Source organism: Eisenbergiella porci (genome assembly GCF_009696275.1).
Lineage (GTDB): Bacteria > Bacillota > Clostridia > Lachnospirales > Lachnospiraceae > Eisenbergiella > Eisenbergiella porci.
The window spans coordinates 24,694-37,883 of sequence record NZ_VUMI01000053.1 but is presented as its reverse complement, the minus strand read 5'-3'; the positions used below and the strand labels follow the sequence as shown (position 1 = coordinate 37,883).

Below are 13,190 nucleotides of genomic sequence, written 5' to 3'. Positions count from 1 at the left end.
AGGCTGGAAGTGGAAGTGCAGCAATGTATGCAGCTGACCAGTACTAATCGGTCGAGGGCTTATCCTGAAAGAAGCAGGTTTTGGAGAGAAAAGAGATTAGATTCAATGTTCGGTTTTGAGGGTATGGGTTCATACATCTGGTTATAGAGAGATGTAGAGGAAAGAGATAGTCCTCGATAGCTCAATGGTAGAGCACTCGGCTGTTAACCGAGTTGTTGTAGGTTCGAGCCCTACTCGGGGAGGTGCTGTGAAGGCTAGTCCGGAGGAGCGAAAGAAGGAGAGGAATCTCCACAGAGGAGACCTGGTAAGGGAATCCAAAAAGGAAAAGAGGCTCCGTGGTCAAGCGGTTAAGACATCGCCCTTTCACGGCGGTAACACGGGTTCGATTCCCGTCGGAGTCATTTTTTGAAGTTGTTCAGCATATAATAAAATTAAGTAAGGCGTAGTAGCCAAGTGGTAAGGCAATGGTCTGCAACACCAGTATCCACCGGTTCAAATCCGGTCTACGCCTCTTCAAAGAATCAGAGAAATCTGGTTCTTTTTTTGTTGTGATTTAAGAATCAACTTTGCCAGGAACAGATAAATATAGAGTTGGCAGTTTCATGCTGCTGACTTTTTTATTTCAAGGAGTAAACGTCAAAAAATTCAAGGATATGCAATACTTTCAACATATACAGAAAGACTGACGGTATTTATAATTAAATTGAGTAAAGACACTTTGATGAGTTAAATATTGTAAGAAAATTTGATTAATAGCATCAGGTAGTAGAAAAGGTTGCATAGGAAAAGATGGTGTGGGAAAAGAAGGAGAAACGATATGGCAGAAACTGAATATTTAATTTATGAGAATCTATTCGCAAAAAAGGAGGATATTGAGGACTTCGTCCTGGAAGGTAAGAGGATATTACCTTTGGGAATGGGTGTATGCGTATGAAAAATGTGCTGGAGGCAGGTTTGGGACAGATGGCAAATTTTGTGCTTTGGTGTCCGAAGGAATTCCCAAAGGATATCCGGGTGGAATGGGAATTCAGGCCGTTAAGTGATGTTGGCCTTTGTATTTTGTTTTTTGCAGCAGCGGGAAAAGGAAACCGGGATTTGTTCGATCCGTCTCTTGCTGAAAGAACAGGGGAGTATCCGCAGTATCACAGCGGTGATATCAATGCGTTCCATGTCTCCTATTTTCGCAGAAAAGAGCCGGAGGAGAGGGTATTTCATACATGTAATCTTCGTAAAAGCTGCGGATTTTATCTTGTTGCACAAGGGGCGGCAGTAATTTTATAATTATTGAACAGCTTCTGTCGGTTGCAGCGGGAGATGGTTAAGAGATATGATAAAACAAAATAAAAACCCAGCGGCTATATAACGGATAAGGAGGGAAACCATGCTGATAATAGGAACGCATATGTCGATTGCCGGAGGACTGGCAAAAACGGCGGAAAACGTAGTGGAAATGGAAGCGAATACCATGCAGATATTCAGCCGAAATCCCAGGGGATCCAATTTCAGGGTTCCGGAGCCGGCGGAAATAGATAAATTCCAGAGCATCTCCCGAACGGGTAGGGATCTGCCTGGATACCTGTCACGTCTTTTCGGCGGGATATGATATTGTGAATGATTTGGAAGGGGTGCTGGGGGAATTTGACAGGGTGCTGGGGCTTGAACTGCTGCGTGCGGTTCATTTTAATGACAGCAGTATGCCGTTTGGTTCTCATAAGGATCGGCATTCCCCGATTGGAGCGGGTATGATAGGACTGGATGCGCTCATCAGTTTTATGAAGCATCCGGCGGTAAGGGAGCTTCCTTTTTATACGGAAACGCCTTTGGACGATGAGGGCCATAAAGCGGAAATAAGAATGATAAAAGAAAAAATCGGGGAGGCCGCCTGCGGGGAATAGGCGGCTTTCCCGATTTTAGTTACAAAAAGATAAATATGATATATTTCACAGCAGAGGTGCGAACAGGCGGAGGATGCACTGGAAGCAGCGGACGAATACGGAGCGCTTTTGGCAGTAATCAATGCCGATTTCCGTGCATAACGGAAAGATATCGCAGAAATCCTTTTTGATATCCATTACGGCATCGCAGCCGTAGAGATATACGCCGCATTCAAAATGCAGGTAAAGGGAGCGGTAATCCATGTTAATTGTACCCACCACAGCGGTCTGGTCATCTGAAACATAGCCTTTGGCATGGATGAAGCCGGGCGTATATTGATAGATGCGGACACCGGAGCGGATGAGTGCGGTGTAATAGGACTGGGTGAGAAGGAATACCAGTTTTTTATCAGGGATGCCGGGAGTGATGATACGCACATCGATGCCTCTTTCAGCCGCCATGCACAGCTCCTTCTGCATTTCATTGTCGATAATCAGGTAGGGGGTGGAGATGTATACATAATCGGCGGCATTTTTGAGGATGTTCATATATACATTTTCACCCAGGGTGACATTGTCCAGGGGCGTGTCGGAGTAGGGCTGTACGTAGCCTCCCTGCCGATTTTGGAAGGGGGCGCAGGAGGTAAGATATTTATCCCAGGCGGTATCCGTGTCGCGGATAAAATTCCACATTTCCAAAAACATTATGGTATGGCTTCTTACGGCGTCGCCTTCCAGGCGGATTCCGGTGTCCTTCCAGTGTCCGTAGGGATGGGTGATGTTAAAATATTCATCGGCCAGGTTAAAGCCTCCGGAATAGCTGATCCGGTTGTCGATTACCGTAATCTTCCGGTGGTCCCGGTGGTTCATGAAAATATAGAGGAAGGGCACCAGCGGGTTGAAAATACGGCACTGGATTCCCTGCCGGTTCAGGCGGCGCATGAATTCAGGCTTCACGTAGCCGATGCTTCCGAAATCGTCATAGATAAAGCGTACTTCAACGCCTTCCGAAATCTTCCGAAGGAGTACTTCTTCAATGCGGTGAAAGGCCTGGGTATCCTCCACGGCAAAATATTCCATAAAAATAAATTCCCGGGCGTTTCCCAAATCCTCCAGAAGGGCTTCCAGGGCGGTTTCCGCCAGAGGATAGTAAGAGACATCGGTATTTTGGTAAACGGGGTAGCCGCTGGAGGACTGGATATAGTATTCCTGATTGTGGATATAGATATTATTCTCCTTCAGGGCGCCCAGCACGTTCTCATCCTGTGAAAGCTCACAGGCAAAGCGTTTCTGCACCTTTTCATATATGGCGCGGGTACGTTTGGTGAGGCCGGTCCTGCCGAACATCAGATACAGGCAGATTCCGAAAACAGGGAGCGCCAGTATAACGATGGTCCATACAAGCCTGGCGGCGGAGAAATCGCTTTTTGCATTTATGCGAAGCACTACGATCAGCGCGATGATATCAAACACCGCGGAAAACCATACATAGTACTGGTTCAGCTTCCATACAAGCCCGATGAGCCATACCAGCTGTATGAGCAGACAGAGTACGGTAAATAAAACACGTCCGAAAATAACCTTAAGAATATTTCTCATATACATCCCCCTTTATATTTCTCTGAAGTAAAAATGCAGGCAGGTAAGACTTATTATAGGAGATTATACTCTTTCAGGCCCGGGAAGTCCATTCGTCCTGAATTTCTTTTCACATACACTTTCCCGGATTCCTGTGGTAAAATAATGCTTGTAATAAAAATTTAACAGGAGGGGTATTATGGCGGATTTTAAAGAACTGAGCAGGCTGCTGGAGGAGATCCTGGAACAGGGGCCTGCAGGCTGCGGCTGCGCGGTGGCAAGAAACGGTGAAATTCTTTTTGAGGAGTATCATGGAGTAAAGGATCTGGAAAGCGGGGAGCCAATTACCGCGGACAGTGTATACCGGCAGTATTCCACGACAAAGGTGGCTGTCTGTACGGGAGCCATGATGCTGTTGGAGAGGGGAAAATTCCTTCTTAATGATCCGATTTATGAGTATTTTCCGGAATGGAAGGATACGATGGTGGCACAGCCTGAGGAGGACGGGAGTTACCGGGTGCGTCCGGCAAAACGGCCGATTCTGATCAGGGACTGTTTTTCCATGGCCATGGGTATCGGTTATGGCGGGACCGACTATACGCATCAGGCCGCGGAAAAGGTGCGGGCGCAGCTGAGGGCAAACGTGGGAGAATATACGTTGCAGCAGGAAATCAATGCCATGGCAGAGGTTCCGGTTGCCTTTGATCCGGGCACGCACTGGCTGTACGGCTTCGGGCATGAGCTGGTGGCCGGGCTGATTGAGGTGGTATCAGGAAAGGGTGTGGGACAGTTCCTGAAGGAGGAACTGTTTGAGCCTCTGGATATGAAGAATACGGGGTATCATTATTTTGGAGATATCAGGGAACGTATGGTGACAACGTATCTGCTGAAGGAGGACGGCAGCAGGGAGGCCAGCCCTTATTTTCAGAGGGATGAGTTGTTTGAGCCTGAAGCGAAGTATGAAGGCGGCGGCGCAGGGCTGTTTTCCACAGTGAGGGATTACCTTGCACTCACTCAGATGCTGGCCTGTGGGGGCGAATATCAGGGCAGAAAAATCATGGGCAGGAAAACCATAGATCTGATGCGCTGCAATCAGCTGAATGAACAGCAGCTGAAGGAATTCAGGAATCCCTATTTGGAAGGCTACGGCTATGGCTGCGGTGTGAGAACGCTTATGGATCCTTCAGCAGGCGTGAACAGCTCTGTGGGGGAATTCGGCTGGACAGGCATGCTGGGAACCTATGTATCGATTGATCCGGCGGAAAAGCTGTCTCTGGTGTATATGCATAATCTTTTTCCAAACAGGGAGGCGTATATTCATCCGAGAATCAGAAATATAGTATATGGAGTCTTGTAGAAAATGGAATAAGAAAGGGAGCGGGTGCCTAGGCATCCGCTCCTGTTAAATATTTAAGGGCATTGTGATAACAGATATTCTGCACCATTTTTCCCAGAAATTCCATATGGCAGGGATATTCGCCGTCTTCCACCCAGCTGCCAATTTTATTGCAGAGGATCCGCCGGTAATATTCATGCCGGGGGAAGGAAAGGAAGCTGCGGGAATCGGTGAGCATACCGATTGACACTGGCAGCAGGCTCAGGTTGGCCAGAACGTCGAGCTGGGCCTCCATGCCTCTTTTATTGTCACAGAACCACCAGGCAGTGCCGAACTGTATTTTTCCACGGTGGGGAGCGGACTGGAAATTACCGCACATGGAGGCAAGCATTTCATAATCTCTCTGGTTCAGGCAGTAGAGGATGGTCTTGGGTAGCTCGTCGGTGCGGTCCATGGAATCAAGCAGGGCGGAAAGTTCGCCCGCATAGCAGAAGTCATCCACGCTGTCAAAGCCCGTATCCGGCCCGAGATTCTGGAGCATCCGGCTGGAATTGCTGCGCAGGGCGCCGATGTGAAGCTGCATGGCCATATTTCTGGCGGCATACTGTTTTCCCAGGAAGGTGAGGATATTTCCCTGGAAACGGCGGCGGTCATCTGCGGTGAGCGCCGCACCCGCCATCCGCCTTACAAAAATTTCCTGTGCTTCCTCATCAGTGGAAGGGGCGAAGAGCGCGCCCTCCAGGCTGTGGTCGGAAAGCAGGCAGCCGCCTTCCCGGATAAAATAATCCAGGCGGGAAACGAGGGCCTCCTTTAAATCGGACAGGCTGTTGATGGGATATCCCCAGGCTTTTCCCAGTGCGGCTAGGTAAGCCGGATAATCTTCTTTCCCGATAAGATAGGCTTTGTCGGGGCGGAAGGTGGGCAGAACCCGGACAGAAGAGCCTTCTTCACGCAGCTTACGGTGATATTCCAGATCCTCGCAGGGGTCATTGGTGGTGCAGAGCGCTTTGACATTCTGCATTTTCAGAAGATTACGAACGGAAAATTCCGGCCGGGAGAGCTTTTCGCTGCAGGCCTCCCAAAGCTTATCACAGGTTTTAGAGGAAAGCGGTTCGGTAATGCCGAAATAACGCTGCAGCTCCAGGTGTGTCCAGTGATAGAGAGGATTGCCGATGGAATTTTCAATGGTTTCCGCCCAGGCGCTAAAGCGGCGGTAATCCATGCTTCCGGCATCTGCGTGGTTGCAGCCGGATTGGTTTGCACCTGGGGTTTCCGGTGTGCGGGAGTCTCCTTTGGGGCCTGTTACCAGCTCTTCCGGGAATCCATAGGTACGCATGGCGCGCCATTTATAATGGTCGCCGTAGAGCCATGCCTGTGTAATGTTGGAAAAATTAATATCCTCATATATTTCCTGTGCGCTGAGGTGGTTATGGAAGTCAAATATCGGCATCGTTTCCGCATAGTCGTGATAGAGACGGCGTGCCGTTTCCGTTGTCAGCAGGAAATCTTCATTCATGAATTCTTTCATGTATTTTCTCCTTTTCCGGTTCCTTACGGAAAATCAGCCTAGAGCCTTTTCCAGGGTGCGTTCTACGGCGCCTGTACCGGCGCACAGCTGTCTGAAATAATCCTTAACAAGATCGGCCAGCCCTGCTTCAAACAGATCCACGCCCCAGATTTTGGAATCGGAGAGCAGGGAATCCAGGGAAGACAGATCCTGAGGAAGCCCGCCAAGACGGAACTCTGCTACAAAAGGGCGGACGGTATCAAGCAGCGGATCGGCGCTTGGAGCAAAAACATTGCCCTGATCATCCACAGCCATCAGATAGCGGAGCCAGCCTGCAAATACAAGAGGGATGATTTTCAGGCTTTCCACCTTTAAGTCAGGATTCTGCAGATAAGCCTTGATGGTTTCGCCGAAGCGGATGGGCAGCTTCTGGGAGGTGTCCGTAGCGATTCTCTGCGGTGTATCCGGCATGAAGGGATTGGGAATACGTTTATTTACCACCTCGTCAATGAACTGCTTCGGATCGAGGATGCCGGGATTAACCACCACGGGAAGTCCCTCCTGGTAGCCGATAACCTCCACCATTTTTTTCAGAAGAGGGTTTTTCATTTCTTCCGCAATCAGGGTGTAGCCCAGCAGGCAGCCGTAAATGGCGAGGGAGGTGTGGAGAGGATTTAAGCAGGTACATACCTTCATTTTTTCCACCTTATCCACGGTTTCCCTGGTGGTATAGATGATGCCGCACTGATCCAGAGGTAGCTTTCCGTTGGGGAAGGCGTCTTCAATGATGAGATACTGGCATTCCTCTGCGTTGACAAAGGGAGCAACGTAGGTGTTTTTTGTGGTGATGACGGGATCCAGGTCAGCGATGCTGTCTTTTTCCAGCATGGCCTTAACCGCAGGATCGGGGCGGGGAGTGATCTTATCGATCATGGTCCAGGGGAAGGAGACGCTGTCCTTATCATTGATATAGCTGACAAAATCTCTGGATACAAGGCCGTTTTCTGCCCATTTTTCCGCAAAGGCGCTGACTGCGGCATAGAGCTTGTCACCGTTGTGGGAGCAGTTGTCCATGCTTACGAGGGCGATGGGAAGAGCGTTGCTGCAGAAGCGTTCGTATACGAGGGAAACCACCTTTCCCAGGTAGCTTTTGGGTGCGGCCGGTCCTTCCTTAAAATCGGATGCAATATCAGGCAGCTGTTCGCCTTTGCCGTATACCAGGCTGTAGCCCTTTTCTGTAATGGTGAAGCTGGCCAGTTTCAGGGAGGAGGCGCGGAAAATTTCCTTCAGGCGTCCGTATTCCCGGGCGTTGGTGCTGTCCAGGGTCAGGGATTCCACAATACTGCCCACTACCGTTTTTTCCATGGTTCCGTCGGCCTTCAGGGTGACGAGGATACCAAGATTGTCGTGGGGACGGTACATTTTTTCAATGATTTCATAGTCATAGCCTTCTGCGGCGATCAGGCCGGTGCTCATAATGCCCTGATTCAGGAGGCGCTGGGCAACGTTTGCCTGGAAGGCACGGAAAATATTGCCCGCGCCGAAGTGAACCCATTCAGGGGCTTCCAGGGTGCGCTGTGTAACAGCGGGAATATCAAACTGCGGAAGATCGTAGCCGGCAGCCTGCCAGCTTTCCTTTTGAAGGAGTCCTTTTTGTGTTAATTCCATGATTGTTTCCTTTCTTGGCCTTTCTTGATAAGAAAGCGGTTGGTCGGTGTCCGTAACAGTTCATTTATCTGGACTGTTACAGTTTTTTTTATTTCTTATTTCCGGCTGTGGGATTTTACGATAGCTTCCCACAGGCCGTTGAGGTACGTTGCGCCAAGGGCCCTGTCATACAGTCCGTAGCCGGGCATGGCGATCTCATCCCAGATCATGCGGCCGTGGTCGGGGCGGAGGGGGCCTTCAAAGCCGATATCGTAAAGGGCCAGCATGATTTCATACATATCGAAGGTGCCGTCGGAGGAAAGATGGGCGGATTCTTCAAAATCGGTGGGACTGTTGAATTTCAGGTTGCGTACGTGGGCAAAATGGATTCTGCCTTTCAGGGAACGGATCATATCGGGCAGGTCATTGTTCAGGTTGGTGCCGTAGGATCCGGAGCAGAAGGTAACACCGTTGTGCGGGTTATCTACCATTTTCATCATGCGGAGGATGTTTTCCTTATTAATGATGATTCGGGGGAGGCCGAATACGCTCCAGGCGGGGTCATCAGGATGAATGGCCATGTTGATGTCGTATTTATCACAGGTGGGCATGATGCGTTCCAGGAAATATTTCAGATTGGCAAAGAGCTTTTCATCGTCAATGTTTTCATACATGGCGAAGAGGTCTTTGATTTTTTCCATACGCTCCGGTTCCCAGCCGGGCATGATGCTGCCGTTGGTGTCTGTGCTGATGGAGGCAAACATATCCTCTGGATTCAGTTTGTCCACTGCTTCCTGGGTATATGCAAGAACGGTGGAACCATCCGGGCGCACTCTGGCAAGTTCGGTTCTTGTCCAGTCAAAAACAGGCATGAAATTGTAGCATACCATATGGATATCCGCCTTACCCAGATTTTCCAGCGTGGTAATGTAGTTATCGATATACATGTCCCGTTCCGGCGCGCCGGTTTTGATGGCGTCGTGGATATTGACGCTTTCGATGCCGGCAAGCTGCAGGCCTGCGTCCTCAATTTCTTTTTTTAAAGAAAGTATGTCTTCCAGGGACCAGACTTCTCCGGGGGCGGAATCATAAAGGGTGGATATAACGCCGGTTACACCGGGAATCTGGCGGATCTGTTTCAGGGTTACGGTGTCGAATTTGCTGCCGTACCATCTTAAAGTCATCTGCATAGTGGGAGTCCTCTCTTTCATCAGGAGTTTTCGTTGTATATGAACGTTTATAATAAGGCTATTATAGGTTATATAAAAATGCTTGAAAACTTTATTTATTGCTTGAATTCATGCATAAATTGCTTTAATATTTGGTTATATATGGATTTATTCCCGCGAGCAACGAGCCAAGTAGCCATGCTTGCATGGATATTTGGCGACTGCCGCGAGGGTCAAATACCCCGCTGCTCTGCAGCGTTGCAAGTTTGATACCCCGTTGCTTGCAGCGGGGTATTTGATTGAAGGAGACTGTATATGGGGACGATACGGACACGGTACATGAGCGGGGAAGATGAGCGGCAGTATATGATTGGGGAGGACTATGAGATATATGAAAAGCGGGGAGCGCCTACCGGAGCGACGCGGATTCACCATCACGACTTTTATGAGGTGATCTATGTGATGGAGGGGGAGTTTTCCAGCCTTGTGGATAACAGGACGTATCATTTGAAAAAAGGGGACTTTCTGCTGATTCCAAGGAATGTGATGCATAATTATCATTATGTGGAGGGGAAGCATGAGCGGTCACGCCGGATTGTGTTGTGGATAAGCAAGGGGATGTTGGAACGCCTTGGGGACGGGGAGATGGATTTGGAGGGATGTTTTCCGGAGGGCGGGGACTGTGCCTACCATTTTCCGCTGCATTATGAAGAAATCCTGCGGAACCTGCTGGTGAAGGCGGTTATGACGGAAGTGCCGGATCTGAATGGGGCGGAGGGAAAGCGTATTTTTGACAAAGCGCAGCTGATGCTGTTTTTTCTGTATCTGAATGCGCTGTGTGCGGGGGATTCCTTTTATTTTGCAAAGGAGGAATCAGTGCATCATGAGCTGGTGCAGAAGGTGAATGAGTATATTGAAGCGCATATGTCCGAGGCAATCCTTCTGGAGGAGCTGGCGGAATATGTGCATATGAGCAAATACTATTTTCTGCGGCGGTTTAAGGAGCTGACGGGACTGACGGTACACAGCTATCTGAATAACAAGCGGTTGATCCGGGCCTGTGAGGAGCTGAAGAAGGGAGTGCCCGTAGGAGAGGTGTGGGGAGTGTGCGGTTTTATGGATTATTCCTCTTTCCTGAGGAATTTCAGAAAAGAATATGGGATGTCGCCCACCAGCTACCGGGCTTATCTGGAGCAGGGAGACAGGCAGGGATAAGCATTTTAGGCACATTTGATATTTTTTGTCATAAAAAATTGACAGGATTCATACTGTTACATGGACAAAGCTTATGTTACAATAGAAAGTAAACGTAATTATCCGGTTTACTGGATAGTAACGGGTAAGTTAAAAAGACGGCAAATTGGCGTAGAGATATATAGGAACAGGAATTATGGCAAAGATGAATCAGGATCAGAATAAGGACGGCGAGCCCCGGGCGCAGACGGACGGGCGGAATAAGCGGAAGAAAAAAATGGGGAACAGGGCAGGTTTTATGTATGCGGCAGCACTGTTTCTCATTTTTTCCGTGCTGGGAATTGCCGGGGTATTCCTATTTAAAGGCAAAAGCAGGATGCAGGTTTCTGTCATCCCGGAGGCAGAGAGAAGGACGGCGGAAAACGCTGAAGGCATGGAAGCAGCAGAGGGAGATGTCTTTTCAGATAATCAGGAGGAGCCCAGGGATTTCCCGGTGCAAATCCAGGCCTGTGAAATCCTTTCAGGCGGCGGGCAGTTTACGGTGAGCGGCGTGGTGAAGGAGCTGCCGGAAAGCGATGATCACAATTTTTATCTGTTTGAACTGGAAACCTATGAGGATGCCATAGGGGAAAATAAAAAATATATCGCCTGGTCAGGAATGAAGGAAAACTTTCAGCTGTCGGCCAAATTATATGAAAACACGGAAAAATCCCGGCTGTATTCCAAGTTTGTTGTGGCGGTGAAGAAGGACGGGAAATATGAAATTGTGAGCAGTCCCCGCTATATTACGAATCCGGAGGCCCTGGCCGATTATTCGGAGCCGTTTCCGGAAGCTGAATCCATCAAGGGACTGCTTGTGGATCCGCAGAAGCTGGGCACTTCGGAGCTGGATGATCTGGGGGTGAAGCATGCGGCCTATAATATCCCTATTTCCAGGCTGCTGGGTCCCAGTACGCACAGTGATTATCCGACGATTACATATACCTATAACGGAAAGGATTACACATTGAATGGCCATGTGGTGTCGGAGTATGATTATGTATTCCGTACCCTGACGGAAAAAGGTATTATCATTACGGCAATTCTCCTGAACAATAAGTCGGATGCCTACCCGCAGCTGATCCATCCGCTTTCCCGGGGCGGCAGCGCTTACTATTATGCATTTAATGCGGCGGAAAAAGAGGGGACGGACTATCTGGAGGCAATAGCGGCGTTCCTGGCGGAAAGATACCGGGACAACACCCATGGCATAGTGATGAACTGGATTATCGGAAATGAAGTGAATGTGCGCTCTACCTGGAATTATATGAAGTATATTGACATTGTGCCTTATGCCAGGGAGTACGCGCAGGCGGTAAGACTGTTTTATAATGGAATTAAAAGCCATAATGCCAACGCCAAAATTTATATTTCCCTGGATCAGCAATGGAACAGGAATCTCAGCTCCAACAGCAGCTATGATTCCAAGGATCTGCTGGATGTTTTTAATGAATGCGTGAAGGCGGAGGGAAACTTCGACTGGGGGCTTGCCCACCATCCTTATTCCGTCCCCATGACCTGGCCGAAATTCTGGGATCTGTCGGGAGAGGCAGGGGAACTGGTGCTGGAAACCGAGGACACCTCCATGGTAACCATTTACAATATTGACGTCATTACCAGCTATCTGCAGAAGCAGGAGTTCCTGATGCCTGACGGAGAGGTACGCCCGGTCCTGCTGAGTGAAATGGGCTTCACCTCCACCTACGGGGAGGATGTGCAGGCGGCGGCCTTTGCCTATGCCTACTATATTGCGGAAAACAATCAGTATATTGATGCCATGATTTTATCCAGAGAAACAGATGCGGCCGAGGAGGTGGCCCAGGGGCTTGCCCTGGGACTTTCCTACCAGAACGGGCGCAGGAAATACATATATGATACTTTTAAATATATTGATACCGGGGAGGCGGATGCTTACACGGAATTTGCAAGAAATTATCTTGGAATCCAGAGCTGGGACCAGGTAATCACGAAACGGTAAGCGAAAGAAAATGTGACAGGAGAAGACTTCCGTCAGGAGTGTCTTCACGCCTGCGGGCAAAACACATACGTTCAGGATGCCATTGCACACCGATAACAGGCAGATTTTCATGCACAATGCCTTCGGCCACGCCATCAGGCGCATATTGAACCACAGACAGGCCCCGCCCCGGGGAACCAATGCCCTGATGATGCGCGCTGTTCACATTAAAATCTGCGCCGTACAGCTGATGAAATATGGATCCGGGAACCGCATGGCTGGGATGGACCTGATCCCTGCCGTCATACTGATGTGCATAATTAGTGGGCAGATCCTGTATTACGCCGCCGCCAAAATAAACATTGATAATCTGCATGCCCTTACAAATCCCCAGGACCGGCCTGGAAAGGCGAACAAAAGCATCCAGCATGGCAAGCTGCTTCCTGTCAAGCCTAGGTTCAATTTTCCGGGATCCATGGTCGCTCTCTCCAAACAGAACAGGATCGATATCGCCGCCCCCGGGAAGAAGCAATGCGTCAAAATCCCCGGCAAACCGGCAGTCTGTCGTAACAGTGCACGAAGCGCCAAGCCTTGTGAGCGCCTCCGCATAATTCTCCGTACTGCCGGAATTCCCGGCAATCACAATTTTTTTCATAAACCCTTCTTCCGGCGCCGCCATACCATCTGCCGGCACCCTGTTATTCAGACAAAATAGCCCGTAATCCATTATATGCACTTTGGACCAAAAGGAAAATACGACTTCCCTCTGCAGCCGCCCGCTTCGGAACATGTAAGGCGGAACGGCCCCTCCCCGCGACTTTGATAAAAAATTAACTTTTTTCGTTTGATATAATACGGTATTCAAAGAAAAAAAGTTGTGCTATACTAA

General features: G+C 49.3%; 12 protein-coding genes and 3 tRNA genes. 10 read left to right on the top strand and 5 right to left on the bottom strand.

Features of this window, described 5'->3' with window-relative positions; translation table 11 throughout:
• The first annotated feature begins 170 nt into the window (after positions 1 to 170).
• From FYJ45_RS23175 to FYJ45_RS32365, 7 genes are all read left to right on the top strand, one after another.
• Positions 171 to 242, top strand: a tRNA-Asn gene (locus tag FYJ45_RS23175).
• Between the two features lie 87 nt (positions 243 to 329).
• A tRNA-Glu gene (locus tag FYJ45_RS23170) sits at positions 330 to 401 on the top strand.
• 38 nt (positions 402 to 439) lie between these two features.
• Positions 440 to 511 (top strand) — tRNA-Cys (locus FYJ45_RS23165).
• 306 nt (positions 512 to 817) lie between these two features.
• Entirely contained in the window at positions 818 to 934 is a 117-nt protein-coding gene (locus tag FYJ45_RS31085) for a YesU family protein (protein ID WP_235930974.1), read from the top strand.
• A complete protein-coding gene (locus FYJ45_RS23160; RefSeq protein ID WP_207708448.1) occupies positions 925 to 1,281 on the top strand; it encodes a DUF1961 family protein in 357 nt (118 codons plus the stop codon). The genes FYJ45_RS31085 and FYJ45_RS23160 overlap by 10 nt, the downstream gene beginning before the upstream one ends.
• A 100-nt stretch (positions 1,282 to 1,381) precedes the next feature.
• Positions 1,382 to 1,603 (top strand): hypothetical protein, encoded by a 222-nt coding sequence (locus FYJ45_RS32370; RefSeq protein WP_330588805.1) that lies wholly within the window; start codon positions 1,382 to 1,384, stop codon positions 1,601 to 1,603.
• 4 nt (positions 1,604 to 1,607) lie between these two features.
• Entirely contained in the window at positions 1,608 to 1,895 is a 288-nt protein-coding gene (locus tag FYJ45_RS32365) for a TIM barrel protein (RefSeq protein WP_330588804.1), read from the top strand.
• A gap of 45 nt (positions 1,896 to 1,940) precedes the next feature.
• On the opposite strand, the gene cls is transcribed toward FYJ45_RS32365, so the two are convergent.
• The gene (cls, locus tag FYJ45_RS23150; protein ID WP_154467417.1) at positions 1,941 to 3,473 is read right to left on the bottom strand and encodes a cardiolipin synthase; all 1,533 of its coding nucleotides are present in this window, start codon (positions 3,471 to 3,473) and stop codon (positions 1,941 to 1,943) included.
• Between the two features lie 178 nt (positions 3,474 to 3,651).
• On the opposite strand from cls, the gene FYJ45_RS23145 reads away from it, so the two are divergent.
• Positions 3,652 to 4,809: a serine hydrolase domain-containing protein gene (locus FYJ45_RS23145; RefSeq protein ID WP_154467416.1), complete on the top strand. Its 1,158-nt coding sequence runs from the start codon at positions 3,652 to 3,654 to the stop codon at positions 4,807 to 4,809.
• A 28-nt stretch (positions 4,810 to 4,837) separates the two neighbouring features.
• On the opposite strand, the gene uxaC is transcribed toward FYJ45_RS23145, so the two are convergent.
• The 3 genes from uxaC to uxuA form a co-directional block, all read right to left on the bottom strand.
• On the bottom strand, positions 4,838 to 6,316 hold the full coding sequence (uxaC, locus tag FYJ45_RS23140) for a glucuronate isomerase (protein ID WP_154467415.1): 1,479 nt from the start codon (positions 6,314 to 6,316) through the stop codon (positions 4,838 to 4,840).
• A gap of 33 nt (positions 6,317 to 6,349) precedes the next feature.
• Positions 6,350 to 7,963, bottom strand: coding sequence for a mannitol dehydrogenase family protein (locus tag FYJ45_RS23135; protein ID WP_154467414.1), 1,614 nt, complete (start codon positions 7,961 to 7,963; stop codon positions 6,350 to 6,352).
• Positions 7,964 to 8,058: 95 nt separating this feature from the next.
• The gene (gene uxuA / locus FYJ45_RS23130) at positions 8,059 to 9,132 is read right to left on the bottom strand and encodes a mannonate dehydratase (protein WP_154467413.1); all 1,074 of its coding nucleotides are present in this window, start codon (positions 9,130 to 9,132) and stop codon (positions 8,059 to 8,061) included.
• 294 nt (positions 9,133 to 9,426) lie between these two features.
• Here uxuA and FYJ45_RS23125 point away from each other — a divergent pair, with 294 nt between their 5' ends.
• Together FYJ45_RS23125 and FYJ45_RS23120 are read left to right on the top strand one after the other, a co-directional pair.
• Entirely contained in the window at positions 9,427 to 10,326 is a 900-nt protein-coding gene (locus tag FYJ45_RS23125; protein WP_154467412.1) for an AraC family transcriptional regulator, read from the top strand.
• 175 nt (positions 10,327 to 10,501) lie between these two features.
• On the top strand, positions 10,502 to 12,322 hold the full coding sequence (locus tag FYJ45_RS23120) for a DUF5722 domain-containing protein (RefSeq protein ID WP_154467411.1): 1,821 nt from the start codon (positions 10,502 to 10,504) through the stop codon (positions 12,320 to 12,322).
• Here FYJ45_RS23120 and FYJ45_RS23115 read toward each other — a convergent pair.
• On the bottom strand, positions 12,309 to 12,956 hold the full coding sequence (locus tag FYJ45_RS23115) for a gamma-glutamyl-gamma-aminobutyrate hydrolase family protein (RefSeq protein WP_207708447.1): 648 nt from the start codon (positions 12,954 to 12,956) through the stop codon (positions 12,309 to 12,311). The genes FYJ45_RS23120 and FYJ45_RS23115 overlap by 14 nt on opposite strands.
• Positions 12,957 to 13,190: the final 234 nt, after the last annotated feature.

What these genes read in the sequence shown, in the direction of transcription:
- uxuA (WP_154467413.1), bottom strand. Translation starts at nt 9,132, where the DNA reads ATGCAGATGACTTTAAGATGGTACGGCAGCAAATTCGACACCGTAACC.
- FYJ45_RS23135 (WP_154467414.1), bottom strand. Translation starts at nt 7,963, where the DNA reads ATGGAATTAACACAAAAAGGACTCCTTCAAAAGGAAAGCTGGCAGGCT.
- FYJ45_RS23120 (WP_154467411.1), top strand. Translation starts at nt 10,502, where the DNA reads ATGGCAAAGATGAATCAGGATCAGAATAAGGACGGCGAGCCCCGGGCG.
- FYJ45_RS23115 (WP_207708447.1), bottom strand. Translation starts at nt 12,956, where the DNA reads ATGAAAAAAATTGTGATTGCCGGGAATTCCGGCAGTACGGAGAATTAT.
- FYJ45_RS32370 (WP_330588805.1), top strand. Translation starts at nt 1,382, where the DNA reads ATGCTGATAATAGGAACGCATATGTCGATTGCCGGAGGACTGGCAAAA.
- uxaC (WP_154467415.1), bottom strand. Translation starts at nt 6,316, where the DNA reads ATGAAAGAATTCATGAATGAAGATTTCCTGCTGACAACGGAAACGGCA.
- FYJ45_RS23145 (WP_154467416.1), top strand. Translation starts at nt 3,652, where the DNA reads ATGGCGGATTTTAAAGAACTGAGCAGGCTGCTGGAGGAGATCCTGGAA.
- FYJ45_RS31085 (WP_235930974.1), top strand. Translation starts at nt 818, where the DNA reads ATGGCAGAAACTGAATATTTAATTTATGAGAATCTATTCGCAAAAAAG.
- FYJ45_RS23160 (WP_207708448.1), top strand. Translation starts at nt 925, where the DNA reads ATGCGTATGAAAAATGTGCTGGAGGCAGGTTTGGGACAGATGGCAAAT.
- cls (WP_154467417.1), bottom strand. Translation starts at nt 3,473, where the DNA reads ATGAGAAATATTCTTAAGGTTATTTTCGGACGTGTTTTATTTACCGTA.
- FYJ45_RS23125 (WP_154467412.1), top strand. Translation starts at nt 9,427, where the DNA reads ATGGGGACGATACGGACACGGTACATGAGCGGGGAAGATGAGCGGCAG.